The sequence below is a fragment of the Roseomonas sp. 18066 genome (genome assembly GCF_902706185.1).
In the GTDB taxonomy this organism is placed as follows: domain Bacteria; phylum Pseudomonadota; class Alphaproteobacteria; order Acetobacterales; family Acetobacteraceae; genus Pseudoroseomonas.
This window is the reverse complement of record NZ_CACSJM010000024.1, coordinates 1-16071: the sequence shown is the minus strand read 5'-3', so window position 1 is coordinate 16071 and position 16071 is coordinate 1. Positions and strand designations below refer to the sequence as shown.

At 74.3% G+C, this 16071-nt stretch carries 14 protein-coding genes; 9 read left to right on the top strand and 5 right to left on the bottom strand.

What is annotated here, in order from left to right; genetic code table 11:
• Positions 1–57 precede the first annotated feature (57 nt).
• From GVN67_RS07270 to GVN67_RS07260, 3 genes are all read left to right on the top strand, one after another.
• Positions 58–1389: a class I SAM-dependent methyltransferase gene (locus GVN67_RS07270; protein ID WP_159994299.1), complete on the top strand. Its 1332-nt coding sequence runs from the start codon at positions 58–60 to the stop codon at positions 1387–1389.
• Positions 1390–1450: 61 nt separating this feature from the next.
• The gene (locus GVN67_RS07265; protein ID WP_159994297.1) at positions 1451–2476 is read left to right on the top strand and encodes a low specificity L-threonine aldolase; all 1026 of its coding nucleotides are present in this window, start codon (positions 1451–1453) and stop codon (positions 2474–2476) included.
• Positions 2477–2559: 83 nt separating this feature from the next.
• Complete coding sequence (locus GVN67_RS07260) at positions 2560–3960, top strand: L-serine ammonia-lyase (protein WP_408906347.1); 1401 nt, start codon at positions 2560–2562, stop codon at positions 3958–3960.
• A gap of 15 nt (positions 3961–3975) precedes the next feature.
• Here GVN67_RS07260 and GVN67_RS07255 read toward each other — a convergent pair whose 3' ends face one another.
• A complete protein-coding gene (locus GVN67_RS07255; RefSeq protein ID WP_159994295.1) occupies positions 3976–4899 on the bottom strand; it encodes a LysR family transcriptional regulator in 924 nt (307 codons plus the stop codon).
• A gap of 118 nt (positions 4900–5017) precedes the next feature.
• Here GVN67_RS07255 and GVN67_RS07250 point away from each other — a divergent pair, with 118 nt between their 5' ends.
• Genes GVN67_RS07250 through GVN67_RS07240 form a run of 3 tightly spaced genes read left to right on the top strand, consistent with a single transcriptional unit; the run spans position 5018 to position 8345 of the window.
• A complete protein-coding gene (locus tag GVN67_RS07250; RefSeq protein WP_159994293.1) occupies positions 5018–6853 on the top strand; it encodes a CocE/NonD family hydrolase in 1836 nt (611 codons plus the stop codon).
• Positions 6850–7353 (top strand): GAF domain-containing protein, encoded by a 504-nt coding sequence (locus GVN67_RS07245; protein ID WP_159994291.1) that lies wholly within the window; start codon positions 6850–6852, stop codon positions 7351–7353. Before GVN67_RS07250 ends, GVN67_RS07245 begins: the two co-directional genes overlap by 4 nt.
• Complete coding sequence (locus GVN67_RS07240; RefSeq protein WP_159994289.1) at positions 7350–8345, top strand: tripartite tricarboxylate transporter substrate binding protein; 996 nt, start codon at positions 7350–7352, stop codon at positions 8343–8345. The genes GVN67_RS07245 and GVN67_RS07240 overlap by 4 nt, the downstream gene beginning before the upstream one ends.
• A gap of 14 nt (positions 8346–8359) precedes the next feature.
• Here the strand turns inward: GVN67_RS07240 and GVN67_RS07235 are convergent, their stop codons facing one another.
• Both GVN67_RS07235 and GVN67_RS07230 read right to left on the bottom strand, forming a co-directional pair.
• Entirely contained in the window at positions 8360–8974 is a 615-nt protein-coding gene (locus GVN67_RS07235) for a class I SAM-dependent methyltransferase (protein ID WP_159994287.1), read from the bottom strand.
• A gap of 208 nt (positions 8975–9182) precedes the next feature.
• Positions 9183–10394 carry a multidrug effflux MFS transporter gene (locus GVN67_RS07230; protein ID WP_159994285.1) on the bottom strand — a complete coding sequence of 404 codons (1212 nt, stop codon included), beginning with the start codon at positions 10392–10394 and terminating at the stop codon, positions 9183–9185.
• 340 nt (positions 10395–10734) lie between these two features.
• Between GVN67_RS07230 and GVN67_RS07225 the strand changes: the two genes are divergently transcribed.
• A complete protein-coding gene (locus GVN67_RS07225; RefSeq protein ID WP_159994283.1) occupies positions 10735–11751 on the top strand; it encodes a zinc-dependent alcohol dehydrogenase family protein in 1017 nt (338 codons plus the stop codon).
• 30 nt (positions 11752–11781) lie between these two features.
• Here the strand turns inward: GVN67_RS07225 and GVN67_RS07220 are convergent, their stop codons facing one another.
• The gene (locus GVN67_RS07220; protein WP_159994281.1) at positions 11782–12678 is read right to left on the bottom strand and encodes a LysR family transcriptional regulator; all 897 of its coding nucleotides are present in this window, start codon (positions 12676–12678) and stop codon (positions 11782–11784) included.
• 181 nt (positions 12679–12859) lie between these two features.
• Here GVN67_RS07220 and GVN67_RS29945 point away from each other — a divergent pair, with 181 nt between their 5' ends.
• Together GVN67_RS29945 and GVN67_RS07210 are read left to right on the top strand one after the other, a co-directional pair.
• On the top strand, positions 12860–14062 hold the full coding sequence (locus GVN67_RS29945; RefSeq protein ID WP_159994279.1) for a carboxymuconolactone decarboxylase family protein: 1203 nt from the start codon (positions 12860–12862) through the stop codon (positions 14060–14062).
• Between the two features lie 32 nt (positions 14063–14094).
• Positions 14095–15084, top strand: coding sequence for an aldo/keto reductase (locus tag GVN67_RS07210; protein ID WP_159994277.1), 990 nt, complete (start codon positions 14095–14097; stop codon positions 15082–15084).
• Between the two features lie 20 nt (positions 15085–15104).
• Here GVN67_RS07210 and GVN67_RS07205 read toward each other — a convergent pair.
• The coding region (locus GVN67_RS07205; protein WP_159994275.1) for a TAXI family TRAP transporter solute-binding subunit at positions 15105–16071 on the bottom strand (967 nt) is incomplete at its 5' end.

Genomic DNA, 16071 nt, shown 5'->3' with positions numbered 1-16071 from the left:
TGGGAGCCGCGCGCTCCGCCCGTTCCACGCCGCAGCCCGAGGTCGCCGACGCCCGCCATGAATGCCGACTATGTGCGCGACCTGGTCTATCCGGCGCAGTTCCACCGCGAGATGACGCCGGCCTGGATCGATGCCGTGGGGCGCGGCCTGGGCTTCGCCGCGCCCGAGATCGGCCGGCCGTTCCGCTGGTGCGAGCTGGGCTGCGGCGAGGGGCTGAACGCCCTGGTGGTGGCCGCCAGCCATCCGCAGGCGCAGGTCGTCGCCATCGACGCCAATGCGGCCGCCATCGCCGGCCTGGCCGCGGCGGCGCAGGCGGCGGGGCTGCGCAACCTCGTGGCGCTGCAGGCGGAATTCGCGGACCTGCCGGAGGCCGGGCCGGGCGGCTTCGACTTCATCGTCACCCATGGCGTGCTGTCCTGGGTGTCGGATGCGACGCGCCAGGCGATGCTGCGCTTCATCGACCGCGCGCTGGCGCCGGGCGGCCTGGTCTATGCGCATTACATGACGCATCCCGGCCTGTCGGCAGCCGTCGCCGCGCAGCAGCTGGTGCGCCGCCACGCGGCGACGGGCGATGGCGATTCCGCTCAGCGCGTGCAGCGCGGCCTGGCCCTGCTGTCGCAATTGTCGCAGGCGGGCGCGGGCTTCTACACGACCTATCCGCAGGAGCGGCAGCGGCTGCAGGCGGCCGCCGGCCAGCGCGCCGAGACCCTGGCGCATGAGCTGCTGGCGGCGCATTGGCGGCCCTTCCATGTCGCGGCGATGCTCGACGAGATGGCCGGCATCGGCCTCGACTATCGCGGCAGCGCGACGCCGCCCGACAATATCGACGCCGTCAGCCTGCCCGCCGCCAGCCGGCCGCTGCTGGCCGGCCTCGCCGACCGCGCCACGGCCGAGACGCTGCGCGACCTGGCGCGCAACCAGGCGCTGCGGCGCGACCTGTACCAGCGCGGCGGCGCCAGCCTGGCGCCGGCCGCGCATCGCCAGGCGCTGGACGGGCTGGCCCTGGCCGCGCTGCCCGGCCTGCCGGCGACCGCCTCGCTGCGCTTCGACACGCCGATCGGCCCGGTCGAGGGCGATCCGGCGCTGTTCGGCCCGATCCTGGCGGCGCTGCGCCAGGGGCCGCGGCGGGTGGGGGAGCTGGCGCGGCTGCCCGGCTTCGCGCCGCATCCGGTGGCGCTGAACCAGGCGGTGCAGATGCTGCTGTGGAGCGGCTGCGCCCATCCGGTGCTGCAGCCGCTGCCCGACCCCGCGGCCGGCCAGGCGGTCAGCCGCGGCCTGTCGGGCTGGCGGGTGGCGCCGGCGCTGGGCACGGCGCTGCCGGTGCCCGACGTCGTCGATGCCGCGACGCGGGCGCAATGGGTGGCCTTCGGCGCCGTGCCGCCCGGCTGAGGCCGGCTTGCCGATCGCCGCCGTTGCGCCATGATGCGGCCGCGCAAGGAGCGGGGGACCGATGCAGGGCGATTTCCAGAGCGACAATGTCGCGGGCATCCATCCGGCCATCATGGCGGCGCTGGCCGCGGCCAACCACGGCACCGCCACGCCCTACGGGCTGGATGACAGCGCCCGCGCGCTGAACGACCGCTTCTCGGCGTTCTTCGGCGCGGCGGTGACGGTGTTCCCGGTCTCCACCGGCACGGCGGCCAATACCTTCGCGCTGTCGGCCTGCCTGCGCCCCTATGCCGGCGCCTTCTGCCACGAGGGCGCGCATCTGCGGCTGTCGGAGGGCAATTCGCTCGCCGCCGCCGGCGGCGGCGCCGCGCTGATCGGCCTGCCCGGGGCGCTCGGCCGCATCGACCCCGCGGCGCTGCGCGAGGCCGTGGCGCAGGCGCCGCGCGGCAACACCCAGAAGCCGCAGCCGGCGGCGGTGACGGTGACCCAGGCGACCGAGCGCGGCACCGTCTACAGCCTGGACGCCCTGGCCGCGATCGGCGCCTGCGCGAAGGAGAACGGGCTGCTGTTCCACATGGACGGCGCCCGCTTCGCCAATGCCCAGGCCTGGCTCGGCTGCTCGGCGCCGGCGATGACCAGCGGCATCGGCCTCGACCTGCTGTCCTTCGGCGCCACCAAGAACGGCGTGATGAGCACCGACGCGCTGGTGGTCTTCCGCCCCGAGCTGGTCGAGCCGGTTGCCTTCACCCTGCGCCGCGCCGGGCAGACCTGGTCGAAGATGCGCTTCGCCGCGGCGCAGCTGCAGGCCTATGTCGCGGGCGACCTGCATCTGGCGCTGGCGCGCCGCGCCAATGCCCTGGCGGCGCGGCTGGGCGAGGGGCTGTCCCGCCTGCCCGGCGGCGCGCTGCTGGCCCCGGTCGAGGCCAATATCGTCTTCGCGACGCTGCCGCCGGCCATGATCGACGCGCTGCAGGCGCAGGGCTTCTCCTTCTATCGCCGCGGCGCCGGCGAGGTCCGCCTGGTCTGCCGCTTCGACCAGCCGGAGGCGGAGATTTCGGCGCTGCTGGCGGCGGCCGGCGCCGCCTGAGGCGGCGGGCCCTGGCGCACCCCCTGCCGGGGGTGGTCTAGTTCGGGCGCGGGACGTGCGGATGGGCGCGGCGACGAGGGGGAATGCGAATGACAGATGGCTCGGCGACGGCGCCGCCCATGCCCTGGGCCGGGCTGTTCGACCTGTTCAGGATCGGCATCGGCCCGTCCAGCTCGCACACCGTGGGCCCGATGATCGCCGCCTACCGCTTCGCCAGCGCCCTGCCGGCAGCCCCCGTGACGGCGATCACCGTCGCGCTCTACGGCTCGCTGGCGCTGACGGGCAAGGGGCATGCGACCGACAACGCGGTGATGCTCGGCCTGCTCGGCGAGCGGCCCGACAGCATCGACCCCGATGCGGCGTCGTCGCTGCTCGACGCGCTGCGCGACAGCGAAAGCCTGGCGCTGCCCTCGGGCCGGCGCGTCGCCTTCCGGCCGGCGCGCGACATCCTGTTCCACAAGCGCGAGGTGCTGCCGCGCCACACCAACGGCATGGCCTTCACCGCGACGCTCGATGACGGCACGCAGCATCGCCGGGTGTTCTATTCGATCGGCGGCGGCTTCATCGTCGAGGAGGGCGATGACGGCGTCGGCGGCGACATGGCGGCGCCCGAGACGCCCTATCCCTTCGGCACGGCAGCCGCGATGCTGGCCATGGCCGAGGCCGCCGGCGTCAGCATCGCCGAGCTGCAGCGCCGCAACGAGCGCTGCTTCCGCAGCGATGCCGAGATCAGCGCCGGCATCGCGCGGATCTGGGCGGCGATGCGCGACTGCGTCGCCCGCGGCCTGCGCCAGGGCGGCGAGCTGCCGGGGGGCCTGCGCGTCCGCCGCCGCGCCCCCGCCCTGCACGAGCGGCTGCTGGCCCGGCGCAAGGCGAACGAGCTGGACCCGCTCTACGGCATGGACTGGGTCAATCTCTACGCGCTCGCGGTGAACGAGGAGAATGCCGCCGGCGGCCGCGTGGTCACCGCGCCGACCAATGGCGCCGCCGGCATCGTGCCGGCCGTGCTGCACTACTATGTCCGTTTCGTGCCCGGCGCCGACACCGCCGGCGTCGAGACCTTCCTGCTGGCGGCGACGGCGGTGGGCTCGCTGATCAAGCGCAACGCCTCGATCTCGGGCGCCGAGGTCGGCTGCCAGGGCGAGGTCGGCTCGGCCTCGGCGATGGCGGCGGCGGGGCTGGCGGCAGCCCTCGGCGGCAACAACCGCCAGGTCGAGAATGCCGCCGAGATCGGGCTGGAGCACAATCTGGGCCTGACCTGCGACCCGATCGGCGGCCTGGTGCAGATCCCCTGCATCGAGCGCAACGCGATCGGCGCGGTGAAGGCGATCAACGCCGCGCGGCTGGCGCTGCATGGCGACGGCGAGCACCATGTCAGCCTGGACCAGGTGATCCGCACGATGCGCGAGACCGGCCGCGACATGCTGTCGAAGTACAAGGAAACCTCGGAAGGCGGCCTCGCGGTCAACGCCATCGAGTGCTGAGGCGGGGCGCGCGGGTCAGCCGCGCCGGGTCGCCGCCGCCAGCGCCGCCGCATGCCGCTGCCCGGCCGCGGCGACCAGGGCAGCGAAGGCCTCGACCGTGCCGGAGCGCGGCTGCCAGGTCGGGAAGAGCAGCCCGTAATGCAGCGGGATCGCCGGGCGGAAGCGGCGCATCACCAGCGGCGCCGCGCCGCTCGATTGCGCGACGAAAGGATCGGCGATGGCCAGCGCGATGCCGCGCGAGGCCAGCTGGCAGGCGACCGCGCCGCTGGTGGTCTCGAAGCGGATGCGCGGGCTCTGGCCGGCTTCGCGGAACAGCGCCTCCAGCCGCTGCCGGATCAGCGAGCGCGGATGCGTCACCACCAGCGCCTCGCCGGCGATATCGGCGAGCTCCAGCGCGTCCCGCGCCGCCAGCGGGTGGTCCGGATGCAGCGCGGCCACCGCCTCGACCTGGCAGAATTCCTCGACCTCCAGCGCCGGATGGGTCAGCGGCAGCACGGTCACCGCCAGGTCGAAATGCTCCTGGCCGACCCAGCTCTCGATATCCAGCCGCACCCGGGATTCGACCGTCGCGGTGAAGCCCGGCGCGCGCTCGGCCATCGCCGCCAGCGCGTCGCCGATGAAGGCGTTGCTGACCTGCGGCGCGATCAGCAGCCGCAGGTGGTCGTCGCGCTGGCCCTGGCGGATCTCGCGGCCCAGCCGGTCCAGCCCGTCATGCCCGGCCAGCACCCGCTCGGCCTGGGCGTAGAAGCGGGCGCCCTCGGCGGTCAGCAGCAGCCGCCGGTTGTGCCGGGTGAAGAGGGCGAAGCCGAGCTCCGCCTCCAGCGCCGCCAGCAGCCGGCCGACCTGCGGCGCGGTGCGGCCGAGGCGGGCCGCGGCCTGCGCCACCGAGCCGGTCTCGACGAAGGCGCGCAGCGCCGCCAGCGAGCGATAGCCAAGCATGCCGCGGATCCTTCAGCGGGACATAAGCTGTGGAAAGCGCAGCTCGACGCCGGAATTACGCATTTGACGCATTTGTTGCAACTCAGCACGCTGGGCCCCAGCAGCAGCGGAGGCGACCATGTCCGACGGCGATACCGGCAGCGCGGCCTGGCAGCTGCCGCCCGGCGACTACCTGGCGGCGCGCGCGGCGCCCTATGGCCGGCCGGAACAGCCGGCCTCCCGCTACCTGACCATGCGCGACGGCTGCCGCATCGCCATCGACGTCTGGCTGCCCGAGGGCGCGACCGGCCCGCTGCCCGCGATCCTGGTGCTGACCCCCTATTACCGCCGCTTCGCGCTGCGCCCGGGCGGCGGCGGCGACGCCACGCCGAACGCGGGCAAGCTGATCAACCTGTTCGTGCCGCGCGGCTATGCCGTGGTGGTGGTCGATGTGCGCGGCACCGGCGCCAGCTTCGGCACCCGCGACAGCTTCCGCTCGCCGCGCGAGCGCGAGGACAGCCGCGAGATCGCCGACTGGATCGTGGCGCAGCCCTGGTCGGACCAGCGCATCGGCGCCACCGGCATCTCCTATCCGGGCGCCGCCTCCGACTTCCTGGCCAGCACCGGGCATGCGGCGGTGAAGGCCATCGCGCCGCTCTTCGCGGTCTGGGACACCTATGCCGACAACTACTATCCCGGCGGCATCCTGCTGAAGGAGCTGGCGCGCAGCTACGACGCGCTGATGGTCGCCATGGACCATGACCGCCGCGACCTGCTGAAGGACTTCGTCTACTACGCCAATCCAGACCTGGCCGGGCCGCATCCGGTCGACGAGGATGCCGATGGCGCGCTGCTGGCCGAGGCGCTGCACGGGCATCTCGGCAATTTCCGCCAGCCGGACTTCATGGGCGAGTTCCGCTTCCGCGAGGAGCCGCTGCCCTATGACCCGTCCTTCTCCTCGGCCTCCTTCAGCCCCTATTCGGTGCGCGAGGGCATCCGCGCCGATGTCGCGGTGCTGGCGGTCTCCGGCTGGATGGACGGCGCCGGCTATGCCAATGGCGCCATCGCCCGCTTCCTGACGCTGCGCGACAACCCGGTGCATCTGCTGCTGGGCCCCTGGGACCATGGCGCGCGCTGCAATGTCTCGCCCTGGCGCGCCCGGCAGGAGCCGGATTTCTCCCTGCTGGGCGAGGTGCTGCGCTTCTTCGACCACTATCTGATGCAGCGCGCCACCGGGCTCGAGGCGGAGGCGCGCATCCATTATTTCAGCCTGCATGCCGAGGCCTGGATGCCGGCCGCCGCCTGGCCGCCGCTGCCGGAGACGCGGCGGCTGGCGCTGGCGACGGAAGGCCTGCTGGCCGAGGCCGCGCCCGCCTCGGCCACCACCGCCGAGACCCACGCCGACTTCGCCGCCGGCAGCGGCCATGGCACCCGCTACGAGCGCATCGCCGGCATCAACAGCGTTCTCTACTATGCCGACTGGCCGGCGCGGGAGGCGAAGCTGATCGGCTGGTCCTCGGCGCCGCTGGCCGAGGAGAGCGAGCTGACCGGCCATGGCCTGGCCGATCTGTGGCTGTCCTCCAGCGAGCCGGATGCGGCGCTCTTCGCCTATCTCTCCGAGGTCGAGGCCGACGGCACGGTGCGCTACGTCACCGAGGGCCTGCTGCGCGCCCTGCACCGCAAGGAAAGCCCGGCCCCCGACCACTACCGCGCCAGCTGGCCGTTCCGCAGCTTCCGGCGCGAGGATGCGGCGCCGCTGGTGCCGGGCCAGGCCGAGCGCATCCGCATCCCGCTGCTGCCGGTCTCCTGGGTGTTCCGCGCCGGCAGCCGCATCCGCCTGTCGCTGGCCGGCGCCGATGCCGACCATTGCGTGCAGGTGCCGCATGGCCGGCCGCCGCTGTTGTCGCTGCGGCTGGGCGGCGCGCAGGCCTCGGCGCTGGAGCTGCCGCTGCGTCCCTGGCGCGCGGCCCGATGAGCCTGGACGCCGTCATCGACGCCTTGGCCGCGCCGTACCAGCCCCAGGCCGCGCTGGCGGCGCTGGACGCGGCGCTGCAGCAGGCGGTCGGGCATCGCTTCCTCTCCGTGCTGGTCTATCGCCATGCCGAAGGGGTGGCCGAGCGGATCCACAGCAACCGGCCGGAGCTGTTCCCGGTCGGCGCCCGCAAGGCCTTCGCCGACGCGCCGACCCAGCGGCGCGTGGCGGAGACCGGGAAGCCCTATATCGGCCGCGACGCCCACGACCTGCGCCGCGACTTTCCCGACCACGAGAAGATCTTCGCGCTCGGCTGCGAGAGCATCCTGAACATGCCGGTGCTGTGGCGCGGCCGGAGCCTGGGGCAGGTCAACCTGCTGCACGGCGCCGGTCACTATCATGACGACCATCTGCCGCCCGTCCGCGTGCTGTCCCACCTCATGATCCCCGTCCTGCTGCTCGCCGGCCACGGCGCGGCGGACGGAACTGCGAGCACCGCATGACCGAACTTTCCTGTCCCCGCCGCGGCCTGCTGGCCGCCGGGCTGCTGGGCGCCCTCCTGCCGGGCGCGGCCCGCGCGCAGCCGGCGGCGCCCTGGCCGCAGCGCGGCCCGATCCGCCTGCTGGTGCCCTTCGGCACCGGCGGCGCCACCGACATCGTCGCCCGCGTCTTCGCCGAGGCGATGTCGCGCCACCTGGGGCAGACCGTCGTCGTCGAGAACCGCCCCGGCGCCGGCGCCACCATCGGCACCACCGCCGCGGCGCGGGCGCCGGCCGATGGCTACACCCTGGTGGTCTCGACCATCAGCGGGCTGGCGATCGGCCAGACGCTGTATCGCGACCGCATCGCCTGGGACGCCGATCGCGACTTCGCCCATATCGGCATGATCCTGCAGACGCCCTGGATCCTCTGCGTCCGGCCGGGCGGGCCGGTCCGCAGCCTGGCCGACTGGCTGGCGGCGGCGCGCCGGGCCGAGGGGCTGGCCTATGGCACCACCGGCGTCGGCTCGGTGGCCCATCTGCTGGGCGTGCAGCTGGCGCAGGCCTCGGGCGCCACGATGGAGCACGTGCCCTATCGCAGCCTGACCCAGTCCAGCGCCGACCTGATGGGCGGCGTGCTGCCCGGGGTGATCGAGAGCCTGACGGCGACCAGCGGCTTCATCCGCGCCGGCAGCATGCTGCCGCTGGCCAGCTCCGGCTCGCAGCGCTCGCCGCTGTTCCCGGAGATCCCGACCTTCGCCGAGCTCGGCTTCCCGGGCGTGGTCGCCGATGGCTGGGCCGGGCTGGCGGCGCCCGCCGGCACGCCGCGCCCGGTGCTGGCGGCGGTCGCCGCCGCGCTGCGCGCCGCCCAGGCCGAGCCCGCCGTCGGCCAGCGCCTGGCCGACCTGTCCAGCACCCCGGGCCAGCTCTATCTCGACGACGCCCAGGGCTTCGTCCGCCAGCAGGTGGCGCAATGGGCGCCGGTGGTGCGCGCCTCGGGCGCGGTGCCGGAGTAAGCGGCGAGGGGGGGTCAGCCCCCGGCCGGCGCCTCGCCCAGGACCGCGTAGTAGCGGGAGCGGTTGAGCAGCGCCGCCAGCGGCGCGCCGGCGGCGTGCAGCTTCACCGCCGTCACCCAGGACAGGTCCAGGGCGCGCGCCGCCTCCAGCCCGGCCTGGCGCCAGCAGGCCAGCGCCGGCCCGGCATCGGCCGCCGCCGCCAGCGGGCCGCCGCCATGGCGGCCGGCGGCGCCCAGGCGGCGCTGCAGGGTTGCGATCCAGCTGCGCTCGTGGCGGTGGCTGGCCTCGATGGCGGCGACCCGCCCGCCCGGCGCCACCAGCCCCCGCCAGCGGCGCAGCGCCTGGTCCGGCCGGGGCAGCAGCCACAGCAGGTTGCGGCTGACGATGGCATCGACCTCGCCGGGCGCCAGCGGCGGATCGGCGGCATCGCCGCTGCGGCATTCGGCCTGCGGATAGGGCGCCAGCCGCTGCCGGGCCAGGGCCAGGCGGCTTTCGGCGCGGTCGATGGCGATGACGGCGCAGCCCTGGCGCGCCAGCAGCTCGGCGACGATGCCGGTGCCGCAGCCCAGGTCGGCCACCCGGCGCAGCGGCCGCTGCCCGGCGCGGGGCGCCAGCAGCAGCGGCAGCACCCCGGCCCAGACCGGGTGCTCGCGGAAGCCGTCGGCGCGGCGCGCGCCGTCATGGCGCAGGATGCTTTCGGCGTGGCCGCGGGCGTCCCAGTAATCGGCATCGGCTGCAGGCAGGGCGGTGCTCCTTCTCGTCGCGACCGGCGGGCCAGCGTAGCAGGGATCGCCGGTCAGCGCGTCGCCGGACAGCGCCGTGGGTCAGCGCCGTGGGTCAGCGCGCCGCCGGCCCGCGGATCAGCAGGGTCGCCGCGGCCAGGCTGCCGAGCCCGCCCACCGCCATCAGCCAGCCCATGGTCCAGGGCGTGCCGTCGGCGAAGCGGTCGATCAGCGCCGTGCTGAGCACGCCCGAGCCGTAATGCACGGCGCCGACCAGGGCCGAGGCCGCCCCGGCGCGCCGCGGATGGAAGGCCAGCGCGCCGGCGACCGAATTGGCGATGATGAAGCCGGCCATCGACATATAGACGAACAGCGGCGCCACCAGGGCGGGCAGCCCGCCCCATCCGGTGCCGGCCTGCAGCGCCGCGGCCAGGCCGGACAGGGCCAGGCCGGCGGCGCCGAAGCGCAGCAGCCGGGCGCTGCCGAAGCGGCCGACCAGCCGGGCATTGACCGCGTTCGTCGCCATGACGCCCAGGATGCTGGCGCCGAACAGCAGGCCATAGAGCCGGTCCGGCACCTGGTAGTAGGCGATATAGGCGAAGGGCGTCCCGGCGATATAGGCGAAGGCGCCGGCATAGAAGAAGCCGCCGACCAGGGCGAAGCCCATCACCGCCGGGTCGCGCGCCAGCAGCAGGTAGTCGCGCAGCGCCCCGGACAGCGGCGCGCGGCTGCGCCGGGCCGGCGGCAGGCTCTCGGGCAGGGCCAGCAGGCTCAGCAGCGCCACCAGGCCGATGCCCGCCAGGATCCAGAAGATGCTGCGCCAGGTGCCGAAGGCCAGCACCTGCCCGCCCAGGATCGGGGCGATCAGCGGCGCGATGGCCATGACCAGCATCAGGCCGGACAGGATCTGCGCCGACCGTTCCCGCCCGTGCAGGTCGCGCACCATGGCGCGCGCCAGCACCGGCCCGGCGCAGGCGCCCAGCGCCTGCACCAGGCGCCAGCCGACCAGCTGCCAGGCGGTCTCCGACAGGGCGCAGCCGGCGGAGCCGATGACGAACAGGACCAGCCCGGCGGCGATCGGCAGCCGCCGGCCATGGCGGTCGCCGATCGGGCCCCACAGCAGCTGGCCCAGGCTGAAGCCGACCAGGAAGCCGGACAGGGTCAGCGCCATGCGGCCGGGGCTGGCCTGCAGCGCGGCGCCCATGGCGGGCATGGCGGGCAGGTACATGTCGGTGGAGATGGAGGCGAAGCCCATCAGCAGCGCCAGGATGCAGCTGGTCCGCAGGCCGCTGGCGGGCCGGGCCGCGGGGTTGGAGGCTTGGGGCATGGTGTCGGGGGATCCGCGGCAGCCGGGCGCGGGCGCCGGGCGGGGAGACAGGGTGGCGCGGCGAGGCAGGGCAGCGCCGCGGCGGGTCGATGCTACACCCCCGCCGCGGCCGCGATCATGCGTCGAGAGCTGCATGAGGCGATGCTGCGCCTTCATGAATGCCGCCCTGCAGCCTCCCGGCGCCGCGCGCCGTTTCATGAAGCCCGCGCATAGGATCAAGCCGATCCTGGTGGCTGTCGGGCGCGCCCCCCGGCCGATATCCCCGCCTGTCTGACAGGCCTGTCTGACCGGCTTGTCTGACTGGCCTGTCTGACCCGCCTGTCTGAAAGGATGACGCCCCATGCTGGGAACCATGCTGCACGGCCCGCGCGACGTGCGGTGCGAGGAGATGCCGGAACCCGCGATCCGGCTGCCGACGGACGCCATCATCCGGCTGTCGGCCAGCTGCATCTGCGGCTCCGACCTCTGGCCCTATCGCGGGCTGAACGCGGTCACCGCGCCGCTGGCCATGGGCCATGAATATTGCGGCATCGTCGAGGAGGTCGGCGCCGCCGTCACCACCATCCGCCCCGGCCAGTTCGTCGTCGGCTCCTTCTGCCTGTCCGACAACACCTGCCCGCATTGCCGCTTCGGCTTCCCCTCCTCCTGCGCGCAGCGCGAGTTCATGACCGGCGCGCAGGCGCCGCTGGCGCGGGTGCCGCTGGCCGACGGCACGCTGGTCGCCACCCCGGGCCTGCCGGATGACGCGCTGATCCCGGGGCTGCTGGCGGCCTCCGACGTGCTGGGCACCGGCTGGTACGCGGCCGATGCCGCCCGGGTGCGGCCGGGCGCCACGGTGGTGGTGGTCGGCGACGGCGCCGTCGGGCTGATGGGCGTGCTGGCGGCCAGCCAGATGGGGGCCGGCCGCATCATCGCCATGAGCCGCCACAAGGCCCGCCAGGACCTGGCGCAGGAATTCGGCGCGACCGACATCGTCGCCGCGCGCGGCGAGGCCGGGGTGGCGCAGGTCAGGGCGCTGACCCGCGGCATCGGCGGCGACGCGGTGCTGGAATGCGTCGGCACCGCGGAATCGATGGCCCAGGCCCTGCAATGCGCCCGGCCCGGCGCGATGATCGGCTGCGTCGGCGTGCCGCATGGCGTGGCGCTCGACGGCCAGTCGCTGTTCTTCGCGCAGGCCGGGATCATGGGCGGGCCCGCCCCGGTCCGCCGCTTCCTGCCGCATCTGATGTCGCTGGTGCTGGAGCGGCGGATCGATCCGGGCAGGGTCTTCGACCTGACCGTGCCGCTGGCCGATGTCGCCGAGGGCTATCGCGCCATGGACGAGCGGCGGGCGATCAAGACGCTGCTGCGGATGTAGCCGCCGGGCGCGGCCAGGAGGCGCGCGGCGCTACCGGCTGCGGTAGCGCAGCGCGTCGACCAGCAGCGCGAAGGCGGCCGAGGGCTGCCGCCGGCTCGGATAGTACAGGTGGTAGCCGGGGAAGGGCTGCGACCAGTCCGCCAGCACCTGCACCAGGCTGCCATCGGCCAGGTGCGCGCGGACATGGTCCTCCATGACGAAGGCCAGGCCGAAGCCGGCAAGGGCGGCGCGGACGATCATGGTGACGTTGTTGAAGGTCAGCTGGCCGTCCACCCGCACGCGGATCTCGCGGCTGCCCTGCTGCAGCTCCCAGGAATACAGCCCGCCGGAGCTGAGCATGCGCAGGTTGATGCAGCGATGCTCGGCAAGCTCCGCCGGCAGCAGCGGCGCCGGGCGCTGGCGCAGGTAGTCGGGCGCGCCGACCACCACCATGCGCAGCGGCGGCCCGATCGGCACCGCGATCATGTCCTTGGCCAGCGCCTCGCCCAGCCGCACGCCGGCGTCGAATTGCTGGGCGACGATGTCGGTCAGGCTGGAATCGGTGCTGAGCTCGACATGGATGTCGGGATAGTTCGGCAGGAAGCGCTCCAGCGCCGGCCAGACCGTGGTCCAGGCGGCATGCTCGGAGGCGGTGATGCGGATCGTCCCGGCCGGCTTGTCGCGCAGGTCGCCGAGCGAGGCGAGCTCCACCGCGATGCTGTCCAGCGCCGGGCGCAGCGTCGCCAGCAGCTTCTCGCCGGCGGCCGTCGGCGCCACGCTGCGGGTGGTGCGGGTCAGCAGCCGCACGCCGAGGCGCGCCTCCAGCCGCCGCATCGTGTGGCTGATCGAGGATTGCGAGGTGGCCAGCCGGGTCGCCGCCCGGGTGAAGCTGCGCTCCTCGGCGACCACCAGGAAGACGTTCAGGTCGAGCAGGTCCTCGCGGCGCATGCATGAATTCCGAGCATGGGTTCCCCCGATCTATAGCGCGGGACGATGGCCGATGCGCGGGGCGCGGCGCCGCGGTTTCATGATCATCCAGCATTGGTCCTAGCCGATTTCGCCCGGTAATCCGGCGACCCCGCCTCGGCTAGCGTGGCCGGCCATGCCAGCGTCGCCCAGGGGATTGACCATGAGACTTCTCGGAATGGCCTTCGCGGCCAGCATGGCGGCGGCCGACGGCGCCGCCGGCCAGACCCCGCAAACCTTCCCGCGAATGGCGCCGGAGGCCGCCCGCCAGGTCTCGCCGCCGCTGGCCGAGCTGACCGACCGCGTGCTGTTCGGCGAGATCTGGCGGCGCGAGGCGCTGGGCCCGCGCGACCGCAGCCTGGTGACCGTCGCCACGCTGATCGCCAATGGCCGCGCCGCCCAGCTGCGCGGCCATCTGGGCCGGGCGCTGGACAATGGCGTGACCCCGCTGGAGATCAGCGAGACCATCGCCCACCTGGCCTTCTATGCCGGCTGGCCGGCCGCCATCTCGGCGGTGGCCGAGGCCAAGGCGGTCTATGACGCGCGCGGCATCGCCGCCGGGCCCGCCCTGGCCGAGCCGGCGGCACCCCTGGAGCTCGAGCCGCTGGCCGAGGCGCGCCGCCGCGCGGCTGTCGAGGCCGCCGTCGCCGGCGTGGCGCCGCCGCTGGCCGCCCAGACCAACGACACGCTGTTCGGCGAGCTCTGGCGCCGCCCCGGCCTGGCGCCGCGCGACCGCAGCCTGGTCACCCTGGTGGCGCTGGTCGCCAATGGCCAGGCCGAGCAGCTGCCCTTCCACCTGGAGCGCGCGCTGGAGGCCGGGCTGACCCGGCCGCAGCTGGCCGAGGTGATCACCCACCTGGCCTTCTATGCCGGCTGGCCGCGCGCCATGTCGGCGGTGCCGGTGGTGGCCCGGGTGCTGGCCGCGCGCGATGCCGCCGCCGCCCCCGCGCCGGCGCCCGCGCCGGAGCTGGTGATCCAGCGCCGCGCCGCGCATCCGGCGGTGCCGGGGCCGGCCGGCAACTTCACCGGCACGCCGCAGGTGGGCTCGCGCTTCCAGGTCGAGCCGGGCAGCGCCATCGGCGGCGGGCTGGTGGCCTTCCCGGCCGGGGCGCGCACCAACTGGCACAGCCATCCGCGCGGCCAGACGCTGATCATCGTCTCCGGCGAGGGCTGGGTGCAGCGCGACGGCGGCGCGGCCGAGCCGCTGCGCCCGGGCGACGTGGTCTGGATCCCGCCCGGCCTGCGCCACTGGCACGGCGCCACGGCGGCCTCGGCCATGGCGCATGTGGCGATCGCCGGGGCGGTGGAGGGCAACACCACCACCTGGCTGGAGCCGGTGACGGCCGCGCAGTACCCCGGCCCGTGACGGCCGCGAACCCCTCGACCGGAGAGACAAGCATGAAGACGCGCGAGCTGGGCCGCAGCGGCCTGACGGTCTCGGCCCTGGGCCTGGGCTGCATGGGGCTGAATTTCGGCTATGGCACGGCGCTGGGCCAGGCCGAGGCGATCGCCCTGATCCGCGCCGCGGTCGATCGCGGCGTGACCTTCTTCGACACCGCCGAGGTCTATGGCCCCTATACCAACGAGGAGCTCGTCGGCGCCGCGCTGGCGCCGCTGCGCGACCGGGTGGTGATCGCCACCAAGTTCGGCTTCGACATCCGCGACGGCGTCTCGGTCGGGCTGGACAGCCGGCCGGAGACCATCCGCCGCGTCGCCGAGGCCTCGCTGAAGCGGCTGCGCACCGACCGCATCGACCTGTTCTACCAGCACCGCGTCGACCCGGCGGTGCCGATCGAGGCGGTGGCCGGCGCCGTCGGCGACCTGATCCGCGAAGGCAAGGTGAAGCATTTCGGCCTGTCCGAGCCCGGCGCGCAGACCGTCCGCCGCGCCCATGCGGTGACGCCGGTGGCCACGCTGCAGAACGAATATTCGCTGTGGACGCGCGGGCCGGAGACCAACGGCATCCTGCAGGCCTGCGAGGAGCTGGGCATCGGCCTGGTGCCCTACAGCCCGCTGGGCAAGGGCTTCCTCACCGGCGCCATGGGCGCCGCGACGACCATCGCGGCGAGCGACTTCCGCGCGAAGCTGCCGCGCTTCACCCCTGAAGCGATGGCGAAGAACCAGGCGCTGGTCGACCTGCTGGCCGGGATCGGCCGGCTGAAGGGCGCCACCCCCGCGCAGATCGCGCTGGCCTGGCTGCTGGCGCAGAAGCCCTGGATCGTGCCGATCCCCGGCACCACGAAGCTGCACCGGCTGGAGGAGAATCTCGGCGCCGCCGAGGTGGCGCTGACCGCGGCGGACCTGGCCGCGATCGAGGGCGCCGCCGCCGGCATCGCCATCGAGGGCGCCCGCTATCCGGCCGAGCTGGAGGCGACCACCGGGCGCTGACAGCGGGCCGCCGACCGCCCTCAGGGATTGAAGCGGATCCAGCCCGGCACCTGCGCCGTCAGGTTCACCTCGCGCCATTTCGGGTGGCGTGGCGGCTGCAGCAGCTCGGGGAATTTCTGCCGGAAGCTCTCCAGGAAGCGGACCAGCTTGGCATGGCGCTCATTGCCGGGGGGCCAGGCATAGACGGCGAGCACGGCGCCGACCGCCACGGTCTGCGCCGTGCTGCCCTCCGGCACCAGGGCCGGGTAGTCGGCATGCTCGATCGGCGCCGGCAGGTAGGTCTGCAGCAATTGCGGCCCGGCCGGCAGCGACAGCAGGTGCAGCCCGTCCTCCGGCCGCAGCGCGGAGAACAGCCGGGCCGGCTTGCCGGTGACATAGACCAGGGCCGCGATCTCGCCGCGCTTGAGGCGTTCCAGCGCCACGTCCTGCGGCGCGTGCACCGGCTGCACCTCGATGCCCAGCGCGCTGAACAGCACCGAGGCGGTCATCGCCGTGCCGCTGCCGCGCAGGTCGACATTGACCGGGCGGCGCGCCAGGTCGGCCACCCGCGCGATGTCGCGGCGGGCCAGCACATGCACCTCCTCGTCATAGAGCTTGGCGATGTACTGCACCAGCTGGGCGACGCCGGGGAACAGCCGGTCGCGCGTCGCCGCCGCCATCACGTCCGACTGCACGATGGCGACATCGATGCCGCGCACATAAAGAAGATCGGAAATGTTCTGCAGCGAGCCCTTGCCGATCACCGGCAGCACGCGCAGCGCCTCGCCATCGTCCAGCACCGCGGCCAGGTCGGCGGCGATGCGGATATAGGTGCCGTCGACGCCGCCCGAGATGACGCCGACGGTGCCGGCATTGGCCCCGCGCGTGGCCTCCACCATGCTGCGGCCGGGGCGGGCGGTCTGCGCCATGGCATCCGGCAGCGCGGCCGGCGCGCCCGCCAGCGCCGCGGCGCCGGCCATCAGCGCGGCGCGCCGGGCGAGGGGAGGG

Excerpts from the sequence above, each read along its gene's own strand:
- GVN67_RS07270 (WP_159994299.1), top strand. The coding sequence starts at position 58 with ATGAATGCCGACTATGTGCGCGACCTGGTCTATCCGGCGCAGTTCCAC.
- GVN67_RS07265 (WP_159994297.1), top strand. The coding sequence starts at position 1,451 with ATGCAGGGCGATTTCCAGAGCGACAATGTCGCGGGCATCCATCCGGCC.
- GVN67_RS07260 (WP_408906347.1), top strand. The coding sequence starts at position 2,560 with ATGCGAATGACAGATGGCTCGGCGACGGCGCCGCCCATGCCCTGGGCC.
- GVN67_RS07255 (WP_159994295.1), bottom strand. The coding sequence starts at position 4,899 with ATGCTTGGCTATCGCTCGCTGGCGGCGCTGCGCGCCTTCGTCGAGACC.
- GVN67_RS07250 (WP_159994293.1), top strand. The coding sequence starts at position 5,018 with ATGTCCGACGGCGATACCGGCAGCGCGGCCTGGCAGCTGCCGCCCGGC.
- GVN67_RS07245 (WP_159994291.1), top strand. The coding sequence starts at position 6,850 with ATGAGCCTGGACGCCGTCATCGACGCCTTGGCCGCGCCGTACCAGCCC.
- GVN67_RS07240 (WP_159994289.1), top strand. The coding sequence starts at position 7,350 with ATGACCGAACTTTCCTGTCCCCGCCGCGGCCTGCTGGCCGCCGGGCTG.
- GVN67_RS07230 (WP_159994285.1), bottom strand. The coding sequence starts at position 10,394 with ATGCCCCAAGCCTCCAACCCCGCGGCCCGGCCCGCCAGCGGCCTGCGG.
- GVN67_RS07225 (WP_159994283.1), top strand. The coding sequence starts at position 10,735 with ATGCTGGGAACCATGCTGCACGGCCCGCGCGACGTGCGGTGCGAGGAG.
- GVN67_RS07220 (WP_159994281.1), bottom strand. The coding sequence starts at position 12,678 with ATGCGCCGCGAGGACCTGCTCGACCTGAACGTCTTCCTGGTGGTCGCC.
- GVN67_RS29945 (WP_159994279.1), top strand. The coding sequence starts at position 12,860 with ATGAGACTTCTCGGAATGGCCTTCGCGGCCAGCATGGCGGCGGCCGAC.
- GVN67_RS07210 (WP_159994277.1), top strand. The coding sequence starts at position 14,095 with ATGAAGACGCGCGAGCTGGGCCGCAGCGGCCTGACGGTCTCGGCCCTG.